The organism is Thermococcus sp. 5-4 (assembly GCF_002197185.1).
GTDB lineage: Archaea > Methanobacteriota_B > Thermococci > Thermococcales > Thermococcaceae > Thermococcus > Thermococcus radiotolerans.
Map to the genome: position 1 here is coordinate 1,345,717 of NZ_CP021848.1, position 18,598 is coordinate 1,364,314.

The 18,598-nt window shown below is 57.8% G+C and carries 19 protein-coding genes and 1 tRNA gene; 14 read left to right on the plus strand and 6 right to left on the minus strand.

Annotated features, from left to right (window positions below; translation table 11 throughout):
* The first annotated feature begins 9 nt into the window (after positions 1-9).
* From CDI07_RS07460 to CDI07_RS07475, 4 genes are read left to right on the plus strand one after another with little or no spacing between them, the layout of a single operon-like run.
* Complete coding sequence (locus CDI07_RS07460) at positions 10-657, plus strand: TIGR00153 family protein (protein ID WP_088181023.1); 648 nt, start codon at positions 10-12, stop codon at positions 655-657.
* Between the two features lie 13 nt (positions 658-670).
* Positions 671-1,585 carry a hydroxyacid dehydrogenase gene (locus tag CDI07_RS07465; RefSeq protein WP_088181564.1) on the plus strand — a complete coding sequence of 305 codons (915 nt, stop codon included), beginning with the start codon at positions 671-673 and terminating at the stop codon, positions 1,583-1,585.
* 60 nt (positions 1,586-1,645) lie between these two features.
* The gene (locus CDI07_RS07470) at positions 1,646-2,509 is read left to right on the plus strand and encodes a fumarate hydratase (RefSeq protein ID WP_088181024.1); all 864 of its coding nucleotides are present in this window, start codon (positions 1,646-1,648) and stop codon (positions 2,507-2,509) included.
* Entirely contained in the window at positions 2,500-3,021 is a 522-nt protein-coding gene (locus CDI07_RS07475; protein ID WP_088181025.1) for a FumA C-terminus/TtdB family hydratase beta subunit, read from the plus strand. Before CDI07_RS07470 ends, CDI07_RS07475 begins: the two co-directional genes overlap by 10 nt.
* Here CDI07_RS07475 and CDI07_RS07480 read toward each other — a convergent pair.
* Positions 3,012-4,295 (minus strand): NADP-dependent malic enzyme, encoded by a 1,284-nt coding sequence (locus CDI07_RS07480; RefSeq protein WP_088181026.1) that lies wholly within the window; start codon positions 4,293-4,295, stop codon positions 3,012-3,014. The two genes, CDI07_RS07475 and CDI07_RS07480, sit on opposite strands and share 10 nt — an antisense overlap.
* Positions 4,296-4,434: 139 nt before the next feature.
* Between CDI07_RS07480 and CDI07_RS07485 the strand changes: the two genes are divergently transcribed.
* A tRNA-Ala gene (locus tag CDI07_RS07485) sits at positions 4,435-4,512 on the plus strand.
* A 241-nt stretch (positions 4,513-4,753) separates the two neighbouring features.
* Positions 4,754-6,016 carry a phosphoadenosine phosphosulfate reductase family protein gene (locus CDI07_RS07490; RefSeq protein WP_088181027.1) on the plus strand — a complete coding sequence of 421 codons (1,263 nt, stop codon included), beginning with the start codon at positions 4,754-4,756 and terminating at the stop codon, positions 6,014-6,016.
* Here CDI07_RS07490 and CDI07_RS07495 read toward each other — a convergent pair.
* Positions 6,011-7,939: a S16 family serine protease gene (locus CDI07_RS07495; RefSeq protein WP_088181028.1), complete on the minus strand. Its 1,929-nt coding sequence runs from the start codon at positions 7,937-7,939 to the stop codon at positions 6,011-6,013. The two genes, CDI07_RS07490 and CDI07_RS07495, sit on opposite strands and share 6 nt — an antisense overlap.
* A 117-nt stretch (positions 7,940-8,056) precedes the next feature.
* Here CDI07_RS07495 and CDI07_RS07500 point away from each other — a divergent pair, with 117 nt between their 5' ends.
* From CDI07_RS07500 to CDI07_RS07510, 3 genes are read left to right on the plus strand one after another with little or no spacing between them, the layout of a single operon-like run.
* Entirely contained in the window at positions 8,057-8,608 is a 552-nt protein-coding gene (locus CDI07_RS07500) for a universal stress protein (protein ID WP_088181029.1), read from the plus strand.
* 9 nt (positions 8,609-8,617) lie between these two features.
* Complete coding sequence (locus CDI07_RS07505; RefSeq protein WP_088181030.1) at positions 8,618-9,904, plus strand: SLC13 family permease; 1,287 nt, start codon at positions 8,618-8,620, stop codon at positions 9,902-9,904.
* A gap of 3 nt (positions 9,905-9,907) precedes the next feature.
* Complete coding sequence (locus tag CDI07_RS07510; protein ID WP_088181031.1) at positions 9,908-10,357, plus strand: universal stress protein; 450 nt, start codon at positions 9,908-9,910, stop codon at positions 10,355-10,357.
* Here the strand turns inward: CDI07_RS07510 and CDI07_RS07515 are convergent.
* Positions 10,354-10,608, minus strand: a complete 255-nt coding sequence (locus CDI07_RS07515) for a hypothetical protein (protein WP_088181032.1) — start codon at positions 10,606-10,608, stop codon at positions 10,354-10,356. The two genes, CDI07_RS07510 and CDI07_RS07515, sit on opposite strands and share 4 nt — an antisense overlap.
* Complete coding sequence (locus CDI07_RS07520; RefSeq protein ID WP_088181033.1) at positions 10,605-11,114, minus strand: metalloregulator ArsR/SmtB family transcription factor; 510 nt, start codon at positions 11,112-11,114, stop codon at positions 10,605-10,607. Before CDI07_RS07520 ends, CDI07_RS07515 begins: the two co-directional genes overlap by 4 nt.
* Positions 11,115-11,196: 82 nt before the next feature.
* Between CDI07_RS07520 and CDI07_RS07525 the strand changes: the two genes are divergently transcribed.
* Entirely contained in the window at positions 11,197-12,558 is a 1,362-nt protein-coding gene (locus CDI07_RS07525) for a TldD/PmbA family protein (protein ID WP_088181034.1), read from the plus strand.
* Here CDI07_RS07525 and CDI07_RS07530 read toward each other — a convergent pair.
* The gene (locus CDI07_RS07530) at positions 12,555-13,133 is read right to left on the minus strand and encodes a hypothetical protein (RefSeq protein WP_088181035.1); all 579 of its coding nucleotides are present in this window, start codon (positions 13,131-13,133) and stop codon (positions 12,555-12,557) included. The genes CDI07_RS07525 and CDI07_RS07530 overlap by 4 nt on opposite strands.
* A 122-nt stretch (positions 13,134-13,255) precedes the next feature.
* Here CDI07_RS07530 and CDI07_RS07535 point away from each other — a divergent pair, with 122 nt between their 5' ends.
* From CDI07_RS07535 to CDI07_RS07550, 4 genes are all read left to right on the plus strand, one after another.
* Positions 13,256-13,738, plus strand: a complete 483-nt coding sequence (locus CDI07_RS07535; RefSeq protein ID WP_088181036.1) for a ferritin family protein — start codon at positions 13,256-13,258, stop codon at positions 13,736-13,738.
* A gap of 43 nt (positions 13,739-13,781) precedes the next feature.
* The gene (locus CDI07_RS07540) at positions 13,782-15,071 is read left to right on the plus strand and encodes a TldD/PmbA family protein (protein WP_088181037.1); all 1,290 of its coding nucleotides are present in this window, start codon (positions 13,782-13,784) and stop codon (positions 15,069-15,071) included.
* Between the two features lie 64 nt (positions 15,072-15,135).
* Complete coding sequence (locus tag CDI07_RS07545; RefSeq protein WP_088181038.1) at positions 15,136-15,798, plus strand: DUF257 family protein; 663 nt, start codon at positions 15,136-15,138, stop codon at positions 15,796-15,798.
* A gap of 72 nt (positions 15,799-15,870) precedes the next feature.
* The gene (locus tag CDI07_RS07550; protein ID WP_394335171.1) at positions 15,871-17,988 is read left to right on the plus strand and encodes an alpha-amylase family glycosyl hydrolase; all 2,118 of its coding nucleotides are present in this window, start codon (positions 15,871-15,873) and stop codon (positions 17,986-17,988) included.
* Here CDI07_RS07550 and CDI07_RS07555 read toward each other — a convergent pair.
* Positions 17,985-18,563: a PH domain-containing protein gene (locus CDI07_RS07555; RefSeq protein ID WP_088181040.1), complete on the minus strand. Its 579-nt coding sequence runs from the start codon at positions 18,561-18,563 to the stop codon at positions 17,985-17,987. The two genes, CDI07_RS07550 and CDI07_RS07555, sit on opposite strands and share 4 nt — an antisense overlap.
* Between the last annotated feature and the right edge of the window lie 35 nt (positions 18,564-18,598).

An 18,598-nucleotide genomic window follows, 5' to 3' on the forward strand; every position in this document is an offset into this window, starting at 1 on the left:
GGAGGGAAAATGCCCATATTCGGTGGTAAGGAGAGCAGCGTCTTTGAGGCCATCGAGAGTCACCTTGAGGTCGTTAAGGAGTCTCTGGTCGCCTTCAGGGAGCTTATGAACGCCTATCTTGACGGGGATTTCGAGAGGGCCAGGGCCTTTGAGAGGGAGGTTGACCAGCTCGAGAGCAAGGCCGACACGCTCAGGAGGAGCATAGAGACGATGCTCTACGAGGGTGCATTTCTGCCCGCCAACAGGGGGGACTACGTGAGGCTGAGCGAGCTAATTGACCAAGTTGCCGATGCGGCCGAGAGCGCGGCCCACACTCTGATTCTTGCGAAACCGAAGGCGCCGATGGAGCTAAAGGGCGAGATTATGGAGCTCGTTGAGTCGGCGATAGAGAGCTACGCCATCCTTGAGGATGCCGTCAATGCCCTCAACTCCGACGTTGACAGGGCGATAGAGCTGGCCAAAGCCGTTGAGGACGCCGAGGAAAAGGCCGACGAGGTTGAGTACGACGTCAAGGGCAAGGTTTTTGAGAGCGAGACCGTTACGACCTACGCAAAGCTTATCTGGAACCAGATACTGACGAAGATCGGCGATATAGCCGACCGTGCGGAGGATGCGTCGGATCAGGTCATGCTCATGGCCATAAAAAGAAGGGGATGAGGTGATGGATATGGTGAAGGTTCTCGTTGCTGCCCCACTGCACGAGAAAGCTCTGGAAGTTTTGAAGAACGCCGGTTTTGAGGTTCTTTACGAGGAGTATCCCGACGAGGCCCGTCTTCTGGAGCTCGTCGGGGACGTTGATGCCATAATCGTCAGGAGCAAGCCCAAGGTGACGAGGAAAGTCATCGAGGCCGCTCCGAAGCTCAAGGTCATCGGAAGGGCCGGCGTCGGGCTGGACAACATAGACCTTGAGGCCGCCAAGGAAAGGGGCATTAAGGTAGTCAACAGCCCCGGGGCCTCGAGCAGAAGCGTCGCCGAGCTCGCCGTTGCGCTCATGTTCAACGTGGCCAGGAAGATAGCCTTCGCCGACAGGAAGATGAGGGAAGGCGTCTGGGCCAAGAAGCAGTGCATGGGCTTCGAGCTTGAGGGCAAGACCCTCGGAATAATCGGCTTCGGAAGGATAGGCTACAGCATAGCCAAGATAGCCAAGGCCCTCGGCATGAACGTCCTCCTCTACGACCCGTACCCGAACGAAGAGCGCGCGAAAGAGGTTGGAGGGAAGTTCGTCGACCTCGAGACCCTCCTGAAGGAGAGCGACGTTGTTACTCTCCACGTTCCCCTAGTGGATGCAACCTACCACCTCATCAACGAGGAGAGGCTTAAGCTGATGAAGCCCACCGCGATACTCATCAACGCCGCTCGTGGGGCTGTAGTTGACACGAACGCCCTCGTCAAGGCCCTCCAAGAAGGCTGGATAGCCGGAGCCGGCCTGGACGTCTTCGAGGAGGAGCCCCTCCCGAAGGACCACCCGCTCACGAAGCTCGACAACGTCGTCCTCACGCCCCACATCGGAGCCTCAACCGTCGAGGCCCAGATGCGCGCCGGCGTCCAGGTCGCCGAGCAGATAGTCGAGATTCTGAAGGGCTGATTGCCCCTTTTCTGTTAACTTTTTAAGCTTCCCAGGCTATTTTTGATGGGTGGATGCTGATTGTCTGAGGAGTTCGTGGACTCGATTGTCGAGGCCATCCGGTTGGCCGTCACCAAGATTCCCGAGGATACCTTCTCGGCCATCAGGAAGGCCTACGCCGAGGAGGATAACGAGATAGCGCGCTTCAACCTCGGCAACATAATCAAGGCAATAGACCTCGGCTTCGCCGACCGGGTTCCCGTCTGCCAGGATACCGGCACGGTGACCTTCTTCGTTGAGGCCGGCGTTGAAAGTCCCTTTCTCGGCGAGGTTAAGGGCTGGCTCATCGAGGCTACGAGGAGAGCCACGGAGGAAATACCCCTCAGGCCCAACGCCGTCGACGTCCTCACAGGGAGGAACTCCGGCGACAACACAGGGAGGGGCGTTCCGGTAATCCACTGGGAGCCCGCCCCGGGTGACAGGATAAGGATAGCGGTTCTTCCGAAGGGAGGGGGAAGCGAGAACTGCTCTGCTTTGGCCATGCTCACCCCCGCCGAGGGCTGGGAGGGGGTAAAGCGTTTTGTACTCGAGCACCTGAAGGCCTGCGGGGGAAAGCCCTGCCCGCCGGTTATCTTGGGCATAGGCGTTGGCGGCGGGGCCGACTACGCCCTGCTCATGGCCAAAAAGGCCCTGCTGAGAAAAGTGGGGGAGAGGAACCCGGACGGGAGGATAGCGAAAATCGAGGAGGAGCTTTTGATGGAGGTGAACAAAACGGGAATCGGCCCGATGGGCATGGGGGGAAGGACCACCGCCCTGGACGTCAAGATAGAGGTCGCCCACAGGCATCCTGCGAGCTTCCCGGTCGGTCTGGTCGTTCAGTGCTGGGCCAACAGGAGGGCCTTCGTGGAGATAAAGCCCGACGGGAGGGTGGACGTGTGGCAGTGAGGCTGAGGACTCCCTTAAGCGAGGAGGACGTTTTGAACCTCAATGCTGGAGACATCGTTCACCTCTCTGGTGTAATCTACACCGCCAGGGATTCGGCCCACAGGAAAATCCTTGGGCTGGCCGAGAGGGGAGGGCTTCCCTTTGAACTTGATGGTGCAGTCATATACCACTGCGGGCCGGTCGTGAGAAAAACCTCCAAGGGTTACGAGATAGTTTCCGCCGGGCCGACGACGAGCGCGAGGATGAACCGCTACCTGAGGGGAATCCTCTCCCTCGGCGTCCGCGGGATAATAGGAAAGGGTGGTATGGATGCCGAGCCCTTCAAAGGCCGCGCCGTTTACTTTGCCTTTACCGGCGGAGCCGGCTCCCTTGCGGCGAAGAGCGTAAAGCGCGTCCTTGACGTTCTCTGGCTGGAGGAGTTGGGGATTCCTGAGGCGGTGTGGGTTCTTGAGGTCGAGGACTTCCCCCTGCTGGTTGCGATAGACGCCAGTGGAGGGAGCCTTTACAGGTAGGCTTTCCTCCCCTCGTTCAGTGGGACGATGTTCTTCCCGTAGAACTCCCTCCATTTCCTTAACCGCCCTTCGATCTCCTCTGGGTTAACGCGAACCCTCGCGACCCCTTCCCGCATGGCTGCTTCTGCAACCGCCCCGGCCACCTTTGGGTGGACCTCCGGGTGGAACGGCGAGGGGATTATCTCATCCTCGCTCGGCTCTATCACGGAGGCCATCGCCTTCGAGGCGGCTATGATCATGCCGTCGGTTATCGTTCTGGCCCTGACGTCGAGCGCCCCCCTGAAAATCGCCGGAAAGCCGAGGAGGTTGTTGACCTGGTTGGGGTAGTCGCTCCTCCCCGTCGCTATCACCCTCGCCCCGGCCTTCTTTGCTTCCTCGGGGAGTATCTCCGGCGTTGGGTTCGCCAGAGGGAAGACTATCGCGTCGTCCGCCATGAGCCTTATCCACTCCGGCTTTATGACTCCAGGCCCGGGTCTCGTGAAGGATATGAGCACGTCCGCCCCCTTAAGCGCCTCTTCCGGACCGCCTTCGATTCCCTCACCGTTCGTCTTCGAGAGGAGCTCGCCCCTGTGGGGGAAGAGTTCCTCAAGCGGCAGGTCGGGGGTCAGAACCCTCGGCTTCCCATCAACCAGCTCCACAACTCTGACGTTCTCCGGCCTTACCCCCGCCTTGGTTATTATCCTCAGCGTCGCAAAGCCCGCCGCCCCGGCGCCGAAGAGGGCGACGGTTATTCCGTCCAGCTTCTTACCAACGACCTTGAGAGCGTTGAGCAGAGCCGCCAAAACGACGCTCGCGGTTCCCTGCTGGTCGTCGTGGAAGACTGGGATATCGAGTTCTTCCCTCAGTCTCTCAAGCACGTAGAAGCACTTGGGCGAGGCTATGTCCTCGAGGTTTATCCCGCCGAAGGAGGGGGAGACCGCTTTCACGACCTCGATGAACATATTAGGGTCCTTCTCGGCTAGGACGAGGGGAAAGGCATCCACTCCGCCGAAGGCCTTGAAGAGTAAAGCCTTCCCCTCCATCACGGGAAGGGCCGCGAGGGGGCCAACGTCTCCGAGACCGAGAACCCTCGTGCCATCGCTTACAATGGCCACCGTGTTGCACCTGTTGGTGTACTCGCAGGGGTCTTCTCCGTTGGCTATCGCCCTCGAGACCTCCGCCACACCGGGGGTGTAGGCGAGGCTGAGCGTTTCCTTCGTGAGGGGGACCTTTGGGATTACCTCTATCTTCCCGTTGCCCGGAAAGTTATTGCGATGAAAGTTCAGCGCGTCCATCAGACCACCGGAGTTGATTGGCAAATTAAAGTTAAAAGTCCTTCCTTTCCAGTGGAAATTAAACTCGCAAATGTTTATAAATCGCCAGGGGTATACCAAAACTTTTTAAAGGCGAGGCGGTTCCCATATAACCGGGAGCGGGCCGGTAGCTCAGCCTGGTATGAGCGCCGCCCTCGCAAGGCGGAGGCCGCGGGTTCAAATCCCGCCCGGTCCACCAAACCGTTTTCTGCAGGACGATTTTTACTCGTGGTCTTGTTCTCCGAGTGGTGATTCTATGAGCCTCTTCTGATGCCCTCAGGGATTTTCGTTGGGGAGCTGACTCGGGGGAAGAAGGGCGGTGAATGGCCGGGAATATAAGCCCTTTCCTGCCTCAGGGAGCCGGTTCTCCTCACCGCTCAGGGCAGGGAGTTTTCATCATCGGCGGCAAAGGTTTTAAGCTTCGCCTAAAATCTTTTTTCATGTTCCATCTCATAGTCAGGGCCAGGAAGGACGCCAAGGCCCTTCAGTACATAAACGAACGAAACTACGGCGGTTTTCTAAAGGTTTCAAGCCTCGGCGGTGGCAGAACACTGGAAGAGGTTGAGGGCCCCCTCCGGGAGCTCCTCGATGAGCCGTACGTGCCCATCCTGCTCCTTGGAGAGGCCGAGGGGGAGCTGATGGAGGAAGCGCTGGCCGTCCTTGAGGAATCCGGCAAGCCATTCCACGCGCGGCTTCTGAGGACGAAGCGCGTGAGGAACATGCGTGTTGACGAGCTGCATTCCAACATCGAGGAGATCAAGGCCAGGTTCAGGCTTGGGATCGAATGGAAGAATGCCTACGCGCTGAACCCGGAGAATCCCCTTGGCATCGAGATTCATCCGGACTACGACATCTATCTGGCCATGGGGGAGGGCTTCCGGAGGGCGATGCGCTCCATCCTCGGCGTCGAGATTGGAGAAAACTCCCTCGTCCTGAGGAAGCTGATGAACCTCGAGGTCTACTACTCCGGCCCGCACAGGGTGGCCGAGGTCAGCAAGAGGCTCGGCTCCCCTGTGGAGGTTCTCTGGAGGATTCCCTCGACTGAGGCGGTACCACTGGAGAGAATCATTGAGCTTAATCGGGGATATATAGAGGCCTTTGCGGAGGCCAGCAGAGCCTTTCTCCGGAGGTTTGAGGGGCACGACATCGTCGTTCCGTGGAGCGGCGGGAAAGACTCAACGGCCGCCCTGCTTCTGGCCAGCGAGGTCTTTGACGATGTCACAGCCGTCTACATCCGCATGGAATACGAGATGCCCGGGACGGATGAGTACGTGGAGGAGACCGCCCGGAGGCTCGGCGTTGACGTCATCAGGGTTGACGTGCCCATGCCGCTCGACCGGTACGGCGTGCCGACCCACTCCAACCGCTGGTGCACGAGGTTGAAGGTGGAGGCCCTTTACCGGGCCGCCTCCGAGTTTGAGAAACCCCTCCTGGTCGTGGGAGACCGCGACGGCGAGAGCGCCAGGAGAAGGCTCAAACCGCCCGTTCTGGAGCGGCGGAATGACGTGCTTGGAAGGTTCCTCGAGGTCATGCCGGTGAAGTTCTGGAGCGGCCTGATGGTTCAGCTCTTCCTCCTGATGAGAGGCATCGAGCTCCACCCTCTCTACTACGAAGGTTTCTACCGGCTGGGCTGCACGGTGTGCCCGAGCCTCTCCGACTGGGAGGTAAGGCTCCTGAAGAAGAGGGAAAGGGAAGGTTCATAGTTTCTTGCCCACTGCCGCACCGACGAGGAACGCGCCGACGGCTATCAGGATTATTGCCGTCTCGGGGATTCTCTCCGAGGAGTCGCCGGGGGTGCTCGTCGAAGTCTCGGCGGGTGATGGTGTTGGGATGACTATCTGGGGAACGTCGGTTGCCGTTGTGTTGGCCGCTGGTACGGACTGGGTTGGTTTGCTGAGGAACAGATTGGCGGTTTCTCTGGCGTACTGGTAGAATATCATGGCCGTCTGGAGGTCCTCCATGCTGCCGTTCTCCTCGGCGCTCTGCTCGTAGCTCTCCGCGAACTCGTAGTATGCTATGGCCAGCACGGGCGTTATGCCCTGGTTCTGGGCCAGCGCAATGGCCACCTTAGCGCCCTCCTTCATTCCCGCCAGCTTGTCCTTGAGAACCGTTTGGTTGTCTATTCCCAGCGTGTCGAGGAAGACCTGTGCCCTCACGCGCGCCTCCATCGCCGTGAATAGCGCCGCGGAGTACTTGCCGTCCTCGTAGTACTGCTCCGCCTGCTGGATGCTCTGACTCAGGTCGCCCCCAACGTTCCCGTACATCGACTCTATGTAGGTCACTATGAGGTTGGATTCGTCTATGTAGTCCCTCGCTGTGGCCTTGACCACGTCCCTGCCTATCACGTCGCCGGTCGCGAACCTCTCGCCGAGGCTCGCCCAGAAGACCGCTGTCTTTGCCCTCTCATAGGCGTAGGCCGCATCGCCAACGGCGTCCCAGTAGTCACCGTTGTAGTAGTACTTCCATGCCTCGTCCAGCAGACCCTTGGCCTGCTCCACCCTCTCCTCGGCGGCCGCGACGGCCTGGAGCATCGTCGTGCCCCTTATCGTGAGGTTGGACACCCTCTTCTCAGAGGCGTTTATCTCCGAGCCCGTTGTCCTCAGGATTCTCTGAACGTCCTCCTCCGACTTCACGCCCAGGTACCAGTCCACGTGCCTTATTATTATCCTCGCCTGGAAGTCCTTGCTCATCGTCGTGTAGTACATCCCGTCGTCGAGGCTCTGCTTCGACTGGTTGAGCACCGCCTGGGCCTCGTTTAGGGCCTCCATGAGGGTCGTGTATGTGGCGTAGTTGACGTCGCTCTTCTTGAGCTTCTCAAGGGTGGCCTGGTAGTAGGCCGTCGTGTTGTCGTAGTCCTTGAGCGCATCGTCCTTGAGGAAGGAGGTGTCTATCTTTATGTACGCGGGCGCCTCCGGCCTGGGTATCTTGTGGCCGGTGAAGTAGTAGACGGCGTCGTATATGTCCTTGATTTCGATGACCGTCAGTCCCCAGCGCTCCTTGGCGTAGTCAACGACGTCAACCTTCTTCGTCTGGGTGTTTATCTCGACTATGCCTCCTATCTCCTTTTTCTGGGTCTCCTGAACGTATTGGATGCGCTGTCCCTGGGGAATCAGAAAGAGCTGCGCCCCGACATCGTGGGCCGCAGAGGCCTTCTCAAGGATTCCTCCTACGGGCCCTATGGTGCCGTCCGGGTTTATCATCCCGGTCATCATAACCTTGGGGTTGACCGTCCATCCCTCAAGGGCCGCGATGATTCCGACGGTCATGGTCCCTCCCGCTGAGGGGCCTCCGATTATGGGAGAATCGGCCTTAATCTGGATGAAAACATCGTACTTGCTCATATCTACCCCGAGAACCTTGCCCGCTATCTGGGCGGCCAATCTGGCACTCGCCTGCATGTCAACCTCCGCGAGGGGCCACGTCTCGACGTAAACGTGACCGGTTCCCGGTGCGACGGTGATGACGAAATCCGTGGCGACACCTATCAGCTCCCCGCTGGCTGTCCTTGAGACGGCCGGTGCCTTCAGCACCACCGTGTGGCCTTCGCTGGGGCATTCAGCGGCGGCAAAGGATGCAAACGGGAGCAGAAGCATGATTATCAGCAGTGGTACAAGTGCCCTTTTCATTTTCTCACCCCGTTTTTAGCTCGTTGCGCCTTAATAAAGCGTTTGTGGTTCAACCCTCTAAAACCGGGCGACAAAAAGCTTAAATCATCTCTTTATCTTCCTACTCCGGGGATGGCAATGGACATCTTCAATAAACTCATCGCTAGGAAGTTCAGGAACATCGCCGGTGAGAGGTACGAGGAGATAGCCAAGCGCTATCGGGAATTTCTCCTCCTCCCCGAGGAATTCGTTCTCCCGGAGATACACTCTATACTCCTTCCGGTGGACAGGTTCTCGGGCGAAATACGGGAGGAGCTCTACGAGACCCTGAGCGCCTATCCAGGGGCTTCAGTCACGGTCGTTTACATCTCGGAAAAAAGGACCCTCTCCCTCATAGAGCAGACCCTCGGCAAGGAAGAGGCCGAAAAGCTCAGGAAGGTCAAGATGGAGTTCGCCGAGAGGCTCGCCAAGGAGATAGCCTCGAGGCTTGAGGCCCACGGGCTTCAGGTTGAGAAGAGGTACTTCATCGGAAACAAGAGCGATGACGTCGTGCGGATGATGGAGGAAGGAAACTTCGACCTCCTCGTTATCTCCAGGAGCTACGGCTCCGAGGTCACGAGAACGTCTCCTATAAGCCCCCTGGTCCTCAAGATAGTCCAGCACGTGGACAGACCGACCATAGTGTATTAGGTGGTTCAAATGGTACTGAACGAGCAGGTGGCAATCGCGGTTACAGTGTTCATATTTATCTACGCCCTGATAATCAGCGAAAGGGTTCACAGGACGGTTGCCGCCCTCTTTGGCGCTTCTATAGTCCTCTTCATTGGTGTGGTTCCGTGGGAGAAGATGTCCGAGTACCTCGACCTCGGAACGCTGTTCCTCTTAATAGGAATGATGATGATAGTCAACACCGCCAAGGAGAGCGGCCTCTTCGAGTTCATAGCGATAAAGACCGCAAAATTCGCCAAGGGAAGTCCCATGAAGGTCCTCATACTGTTCTCCATAGTGACTGCGCTGGTGAGCTCGGTTCTCGACAACGTTACAACCGTTCTCCTGCTGACGCCGATGCTCCTCTACATAACCCGTCTCATGGACGTTAACCCGATTCCCTACCTTCTGGCCGAGATATTCGCCTCCAACATCGGCGGAACTGCAACGCTCATCGGCGACCCGCCCAACATAATGATAGGCTCGGCTGCAGGACTGAGCTTCAACGAATTTCTCCTGAACATGGGGCCCATAGCGGCGGTTGACCTCCTCATAACCCTCGGCATAATATACCTCGTCTACCGGGATGCCATGAGGATAACCCCGACCAAGATGGAGAGGATTCAGTCCACCATTCAGATGCTCCGGGAGGACGAGGCCATAAGGGACAGGGCGCTCTTCAAGAAGTCCGTGGTCGTTATAGTTGCAGTCGTCCTGCTGTTCTTCGTCCACGACAGGCTTGGAATTCCTCCGGCGGTCGTGGCCCTCAGCGGTGCTTCCTTCCTTCTCCTCTGGAGCAGGATGGAGCCGACGGAGGTTCTCGAAAAGATAGAGTGGACGGCGATATTCTTCTTCATGGGGCTCTTTATAATCGTCGGTTCCCTCGTGGAGACCGGGGTGATAGACGACGTTGCCAACTGGCTCCTCAGCTACGTTCACACGACCGCCGAGGCGATAGTGATGATCACATGGTTCTCGGCGATAGCCTCCGCCATAGTAGACAACATCCCCCTGACCGCCGCCATGATACCCCTGATAAAATCCATGAGCGTCTCGATGAACGTCTATCCCCTGTGGTGGGCGCTCTCGCTCGGCGCGTGCCTCGGTGGAAACGGAACCGCGATAGGAGCGAGCGCCAACATCGTTGTCCTCGGTATAGCGGCCAGGGAGAGGCTCAACATAACCTTCATGGACTTCCTCAAGGTGGGCCTCGTGATAATGCTCAGCACGGTTGGAGTGGGTATGGTAATCATATGGATAAGGTACGTAGGGGTGTGATCCATGAGGATACTCGTGCTCGTTGACGGCTCCAAGTGGAGTCAGAAGGCTGCCCTTCACGCGATAGCCATCGCCAAGAGGAGGGGAGGCAAGCTCATCCTGTTCTCCGTTCTTGACAGGAGGGAGGCGAAGGCCCTGGCCTTCAACATGGGCATGCTCAGCCAGGACCTCACGAACGTTCAGAAGTTCGAGGAGGAGATATGGCGCGAGATGAAGAAGAGCATACGCGACATAATGACGAACCTCCTCGAGCTCTGCCAGCAGGAGGGAGCCAACTGCTCCATAAGGATAGTGGAGGGTTCCGCAAAGGACACCATCCTCGAGGAGGCCAACTCCGGGGGGTACAGCCTGGTCGTCATGGGTGCCTACGGAAGAAGTGGAAAAACGAGGATAGGAAGCCTCCTTGAGGAGGTCGTGGGTTCGATAGATCCGCCGGTCATGGTTGTCCGCTAGCGCTTCCAGAGTGCAACCACGAAGAGCAGCAGTACCACGACTTCAAGGGCGCCAACGGCCATGCTTACGTCTTTTTCTATCCATTCCGCCAGGTGTAGGGTCTCTATGACCTTCTTTATGGCCAGCAGGAGGAACGCCGCTATCAGGTAGAGCGCCGCCCTCAGATGGCTCTTCCTGTAGGCGATCAATGAAATCCCCGCGAGGGCCAGTGACAGTATCAGGGCTATGATTGCCAGTACCGTTTCCATCATTCCTCATCACCCACACTGGTGAGCAGGTCTATCAGGTTGTCAGCCAGCTTCTCCCAGAGGCTGGGCCTGTACTCCTTTATGACGCGCGCTATTATCGCCGGGTCGTAGGAGAGGGTGTACGTCACGCTCTTCCCCTCTTTTCGGGCATCCACGATGCCGAGCTTCACGAGCTCCCCCATGTGGTAGCTCACGGTGGGCTGGCTGAGCCCGAGCCTCTTGGCTATCTCGCTCTGGGTCAGGGGACCCTCCATGAGGAGCAGGAGGATTCTCCTTCGGGTCTCCGTCGAGATGGCTATCAGCAGCCTCTGGCAGTCCCTCTCGAAGCCCGCAGGGAAGATGTATCTCCTCTTTCCGATTTTCCTGGAAAACACCTTCCCCTCTTTCTCCAATCGGTAGAGGTGGTACTGGAGGTCCCCTATCCCTATTCCCAGCTCCCTTGCAAGCTCCCGGAAGGTTATTCCCGGTTTGCCCTGGATGTGGTGGAGTATCTCACTACGCCTCTCCATACCCAACACTTAAACCCTTGTGGTTCATCCCTCTATGGGAAGTCATATAAACGCTACCCCTTTTATGTCCACCGGTGGGACGATGGAGGCACTGATGCGAAGGGCCGAGGAGCTTGCGGAGCGTTACGGTATATCATATTATGAAATACGTATAACCCGCGTCACCGCTTCCCACCTCACGATGCAGAACGGTCAGCTCGAAGAGCTGGCCATGAACACCGAGATGGGGATAGGGGTCAGGGCCTTCAACGGTGCCTGGGGCTTCTCAAGCGCCAACGACATGGGCCGCGCCGAAAAGGCCATAGAGACCGCCATGAAGATAGCGAAGCTCTCAAAGGGCGATTCGAGGATTCACCTTGGGGACCCCATCAAGGACAGGGCTGAAATAAGGCCGAAGAAGAGCTTTCTCGACGTGGACGTCGAGGACAAGCTTGCCCTCGTGAAGGAGATCGATTCGCTCCTCCGGGACGGGCGGGTGTCCAACAGGAGCGTCTACTACGGTGATGGCCTCAAGGAGGGCTTCTACTTCAACTCCCTCGGGAGCGAAATCGAGACGGTCGTCCCGAGGCTGAGGCTGAGCTTCTCGGTTACCGCTAGGGAAAACGGAGAAATGCAGAGCTACTGGAAGAGCTTCGGCGGCACCGCGGGCTGGGAGCTCGTTGAGGGGATAGACCTGAACCACTGGACTGCCTTCGTGAAGGAAAAGGCGATTTCGCTTCTCCACGCCCAGTCGCCCCCTTCCGGAGAGTTCCCGGTGATAATGGATCCCGAGCTTACCGGCGTCTTCATCCACGAGGCTTTGGGCCATGCCGTCGAGGCGGACGCTGTCAAGAACGGCGACAGCATACTCGCCGGAAGGCTGGGCGAGAAGATAGCGGTGGAGGAGCTCACCGTCGTTGACGACCCGACCCTGCCCGGCAAGTTCGGCTCCTACGTTTATGACGACGAGGGAATAAAGGCCAAGAGGGTTGAGGTAATAAAGAACGGCGTTCTGATGAACTACCTCAACGACCGCGAGACGAGCGCCCTGCTCGGCCTCGAGCCGAACGGCCACGGTCGTGCCCAGGGCTACAACTACCAGCCCCTCGTGAGGATGAGTAACACCTACGTCGAGCCCCGGGACTGGTCCTTCGAGGAGATGGTCGAGGAGGTCAAGAACGGCCTCTACATGGTGGGGGACAAGGGGGGAGAGGTCGACACCGCCAACGGCACCTTCACCTTCGGCGCCAAGGAGGGTTACATAATCGAGAACGGTGAAATCAAGGCGCAGGTCAGGGATGTGGCCCTCTCCGGCAGAATCCTCGACGTCCTGCGGAACATCCACGCCATAGGGGATGACCTCAGGATCGAGTTCCCCGGCTACTGTGGAAAGGGCCAGTGGGTGCCGGTCGACGACGGCGGGCCGCACGTGCTCACGAGGGCGTTGGTAGGGGGCATGCGCTAAGGAGAGGTTACCGTTTCATTCCCCCATATCTTCACCTCGACAACCGCCCAGCCCTTCCAGCCGTCCTCACCGAAGGCGACGATGTAGAGGTAGTACGTCTTCCCCCTGACCGCTCCGGAGGTGTCAATCCTCACCTCGAAGGTCCCGTTCTTCCCGGGTTCCACCTCAACCGTTTCCGGCGCTATCTCGACCTTCAGCTCGGAAACCGGCTCCAATCTCGACTCCAGGCCGCTCCACGCATAGGAAACGACGATATCGCCGAGATATGCTTTGAGCCCCACTTTTCCGCGGTAGTAGCCGGTGGTGCCGCTCCCGTTCTCGGACGAGACCCGATACTCCCTGGAGAAAACGATCCCTTTGAGAGTGACAGTTCTGTTCACGGGCATCACCAGGCCGTAATGATTCCTCATGACCCCCCCGTCTCCAATGAGAACGTTGCCGGCGTTGAACTCGCCGTAGCCGGGATGGATAGCCTGCGATTCTGTGGGGGTACCTCCGCTGGGCCCGCTGATGCATCCGCTCGCCAGAAGCAGTAGCAGGGCAATCGTCAGGGTAAGCGAGGTCTCCAGTCTCATAACCTCACCGTTTTTAGTTCTCCATGGGGCACTTAACACTTCCCACAGCTTCAACCCAATTTGAAGTCTTCGAGGCAAAAGTGTATATATGCCAAAGTTTAACCTAATATTTGGTGGGTGAAATGGCGATAGACGTGGGCATTATTCAAGATGTTGAGACGCTGCTCAAGAACCTCAACGGCTACGAACTCCTCAGCTACGCCATCTGCAACGAGGAATGCGGTGCGGAAACCTATGAATGGCTTGCCGGCCGAGTTGAGGGCATCCTCGTTGACGAGTTTAGGTACCTGGCAAAGGAAAAGCGGAAGCATGCGGCGGAATTGAGGAAGCTCTTCGAGGAGCTCTATCCAGGCATGAAGCCCCTCGAGTTCAACGCCCCACCCCTGGACACCCTGCCGGTATGCAGAGAGCTGATGAAGACAAGAGAGCTTGAAAACGCCCTTGCGATTGCCATGCTCTCCGAAACGATAGGCAGGGATATCTACCGGAAGCTCCAGAGGATGTCCGGCGATGAGGAGGTGGCGGAGCTGTTCGAAAGGCTGGCCGAGATGAAGGAGGCCGCCTACGAAAAGCTTCTGAAACTCTACGAGGCCATGGAGAGGTAGTCGAATACCTTTTAAATTCCCATCCAAACTTCTCTCGGTGCCAATGATAGAGGAACTCATCGAAATCCTGGAGCGAGAGAACGTTGAGTGGGAGCTCTACTGGGAGAAGGGCAGGGGAGGCTCCTTCCGGATAGAGCGCGAGAGACTCGAACGCTCCCAGAGGAAGTTCCATTCCGGCATAGGCCTGCGCGTCGGCTACAGAGGACGGCTCGGCTTCTCCTACGTAACCGGCCTGAATCACGACAGGAAAACGCTTGAGGAGTTCGTAAAGCGGACGATAAAGCTTGCCAAGGTTAGCGAGGTGCCCTTCGTTGGCTTCCCTTCTCCGGCAAAGGTGCCCCGTGTTGGGGGTCTCTACGACAGGAGGATAGATGAGATACCCTTCGAGGAGGCCCACTCCCTCGCGGGGGAGTTCGCCGCCAGGATGCGCGAGCTGAAGGACAATTCCCTCACGCTGTCGGGGTCGATGGCCCTCGCGGTCAGCACCTACGGGATAGCGAACTCCAACGGGGTCTGGCTTGAGACCAAAGGTACCGGGATGAGCGTCTCGGCCTACGCCGTGAAAAAGGATGGAAAAACCGGTTCGGGTTCGTATTATCAGACCTATCGTTCCCTTCAGCCCTTCGAGGAGCTTGAGAACGCGATCCTCTCTGCCATCGAGGAGGCCGAGCTCAGCTATCGCGCCGGGAAGATGGAGCCCCACTCGGGTGAGATTCTCCTTGAACCCGAGGCCTTCCGCGCCGTTCTGGGGATATTCCTCGAGAACCTCTTCGGAGACGGCGTTTATCACGGCAGGAGCCGCTTTTCCAAGCTCGGTGAGGAGGTCGCACCCGAGGGACTTACGGTCATCGATGATGCAACTGTTCCGGGGGGCGTTGGAAGCTTCCCCTTCGACGGCGAGGGTAATCCCGGAGAGAGGACCCTTCTGGTCGAGGATGGCGTAATACGCTCCTTCCTCCTCGACGAAACCTACGCCCGCTTCCTGAATTTGAGGAGCACTGGGAACGCGGTCCGGGACTTCAGGACGACCCCCCACATAGGGACGAGCAACGTGATGGTGGCCCCAGGTGACGAGAACCTTGGGGACTTCGAGGGGATCGTCGTGAGGAAGGTCTTCGGTGAGCACACCGCCAACCCCGTGAGCGGGGACTTCTCGCTGACCGTTGAGCTGGGCTACGTTGTTAAGAACGGCGAGATGGGACCGTTCAGGGACAACATGCTCGTCGGAAACGCCTTCCAGTTCCTGCGTTCACTCCGGGCAATCGGACGCGAAATCGTTAGAAAGGGCTCCTTTTATTCCCCGAGGGTTCTCGGCATTGCCAGATTGGTGTAGATTCGGGCCCTTCTCGGTAAGCTTTTATAGTTCGGCGTCTTAAAAACTAGATAGGTGAGCGGATATGGTATGTCACGGGATTGACAAGATCCTCCTCAAAATAAGGCCCGGTGAGACTGTGCTCGTTGAATACAGCGCGGTATCGTCTCCCGAACTCCTCCTCTACCTCATGTGCCGCAGATGCGGGCACGCAGAGAGCCCGGTTCTTATTGACGATATCTCGGACACATTTTCCGAGTACGTGATTCGACTTGAACTGATGGGTCTGAACACAGAGGACCTCATGGAGATCCCGGTAATAAAGATCGGGGGCAACAGGGAGTTCGGCAACGTCGTTGGCAGGGTCGAGGTGGACAAGTACTCCCTCGATTTCAAGTACTACGGAAAGATATACGACAAGGTCGTGCCTGAAAGGGTCGTGTGCAACCCGGTCCTCGGCATACACAAGCTCTTCGTGGCCCTCGAGAGGCAGGACGTTATAAGGCTCGTCCGCAACATATCAACGTTCGTTGGCAGGAAGAGCCGCTTCGCCTTCTACTTCATAAACAGGGATGTTCTGGAGCGGAGGAATCCCGAGCTCCTCCCACTCCTCGAGGAGACCGCCAGCACGGTGCTCCAGTGGGAGGCTGGCAAGGGGAAGTACAGGCTCAGGGCCCTGAAGGCTGCAAACGACGAGATTCTGGGTTCGATAGTGTCCATGAGCTTCAAGGACATACTCGGGACGTGAGGTTTTTAAGCCCCTTTTCTTATCACCCCTGGTGATACTGTGAGGTCAGTTCTGGTGGTCATCGTAACCCTGATGCTCCTGATGCCGCTGGTCGGCGCTTACCAAGTCCCCGAGAGGGGCGTCGTTTACCAGGTGATGGTCGACCGCTTCTACGATGGAAACGCGAGCAACAACGGGCCCTTCTACGACCCGACCCACACCAACTACCGCCTCTACTGGGGCGGCGACCTGGAAGGCCTCACCGAGAAGCTCGACTACATCCGAAGCCTCGGCGTCTCAATGATATGGGTCTCCCCGCTCAACGACAACATCAACAGGATGGCAGGGGGGAGTGCCCCCTACCACGGCTACTGGACGCGCGACTACAAACGCATAGAGGAGCACTTTGGTGACTGGAAGGATTTCAGGAGGCTCGTGGAGGAAGCTGGGAAGAGGGATATATGCGTAATCGTTGACTACGTCCCCAACCACTCCAACCCGGCGACGGACGGTGAGTTTGGAGCGCTCTACGACAACGGCACCTTTGTAACCGACTACCACAGGGACACCAGAAACGCCACGGTGAACTCGTACACGGGCATCAGGGAGAACGTCTACCACCACAACGGCAACATATTCACCTGGGCCGGGATTCCCCTCAAGTACGCCAACCTCTTCGGCCTGGCCGACTTCAACCAGCTCAATCCGTGGGTCGACTCATACCTCACGGAGGGCGCGCTCCTCTTCGCCCACTCCGGGGCCTGCGGCTTCAGGATCGACGCCGTCAAGCACATGGAACTCGGCTGGCTTGAGAGCCTCTACCTGCGCCTCTACTCTGAGAGACCCCTCTTCATCTACGGAGAGTACTACTCACTCTCGCCGGAAAGGAGCGACGACCTCTACGAGCTCTACCGCTACTCCAACGTCTCGCCGGTTCTCAACATACCGATAAGGGAGGACATAGTGAGGACCTTCGGCTTCGTGGGAAGTCTCGAAACTCTCTCCAGAACGCTTGAGGATTACTACTCCCTCTTCGTCTATCCGAACAAACAGGTTAACTTCCTCGACAGCCACGACCTCGTCCGCTTCCTCAACGCGGCAAAGCGGGACGACGCGGTGGAGCGCTTCCACATGGCCCTGGCACTGACGATGACCCTGCCCGGGATCCCGGTGATATACTACGGCGACGAGAGCTATCTGGTGAGCGGGGACGGGAAGGGCGACCCGTACAACAGGCCGATGATGGTCTTCAACAACACAACCGAGGCGGCGAGGATAATCAGAACACTGGCGGAGCTGAGAAAGACCAACGATGCCCTGGCCTTTGGAGACTTCAGAACGGTTTATGCCAACTACTCCGTGTGGGCCTTTGAGAGAACCTTTGGAAGCCATAAGCTTCTAGCCGTCATGAACAAGGGCTCGCCCGTCAGTCTGACCCTCAACCTCAACTGGCCTGACGGGACGTACCGGGATGCACTCTACGGGGCCGAGATGAGCGTTTCGAATGGAAGGGCATCCCTTGAACTCGGGCGCAACGGCTTCTACGTCTTCCACATCGAAGGGGAGCAGAAAGAACCCCTCATAGGTTCGGTGACCCCTTACATCGCCCAGCCCGGCCAGAGGGTTCTCATAGGTGGAGCCGGCTTCGGCTCCTCCGGAAGGGTTACCATCGGCGACGTTGAGGCGAGGGTTCTCTCGTGGAATTCGACCGAAATACTCGTCGAGGTTCCCGCGGTGAAGACTGAGAATGCCTGGCTCGACGTCGTGGTCGAAACCGGGGGAAAGGCCAGCGAACCGGCAAAGCTGCGCTACTATTCGGGGAACGATCTTCCAGCGCTTATAGCCATCAACGCCACAAACCTCACCGGGAGGCTCTGGATTAAGGGTAACCTATCGGAGCTGGCCGAGCCGAGACCCCTATTCAGATCATCAACGGGCTACTACTTCACCGTTGCCCCGCTCCCCAACGGAACGGCATTCTCTGTGGAGCTCTACACTGGTTCTCCATGGGGGGAGCTTGAACCCCTCAACGTCACCCTCTACGGCTTCGTGAACTCCACGGTTGTGGTTCTGAGGGATGAGCCTCCCATCGTTGCGATGCCAACGACGACGATAGTCCACAGGCCAATTGGAGGGAATCCCCTCCCCTACATCCTCGCCGCCCTCCTCCTGCTCGGGGCGGCTCTAATAATCTGGAAGAAAAGGAGTTAAATCTGTTCAAGCAGCTTCTTTCTCTTTTCCTCGTACTCTTCGGCGCTTATAACGCCCATGTCGTAGAGCTCCTTCAGCTTCTTGAGCTTCTCGAGGGGGTCTTCCTTCTTCTCCACGGCCGGCGCGTGCTGGACGGTGGTTCCAGCCGGAACGACCCTGCTGACGAGCTCCTTGGGCTTCTTCAGCACCCACGTCTCGTGTGTCAGGCCCTTCTTGACCTCTATCGTTACCGGCTCGATGGCTATTGCGTTCAGCGCATCCTTTATGGCGTTTATCGTCGCCCTGGCCTGCTCCTTGTTCATCCAGCCGAGCTTGAGCCTTATGTTCTCCTCGCCCTTTATGATGAACTCCGAGGATATGACGCCCAGCTCAACGGTGACCTCCTCAAGCTTCTGGTAGGGTATTGCCTTCATGTCGTACCTTCCGAGGACTTTCTCATCTATGTAGACTATTCTCCTGTCCGTTATTACCAGCCACTTCGGCTTTTCGAGGCTGACCTTTTTTCTGACGGTAAACAGAACCTTTTCATCTGGTTCTAAATGCCGAACAACGGCCTTTGGAAGGTTTGTGCTCATGACTCTCACCGTGTTACCCTTGGATGTGGGAGTAT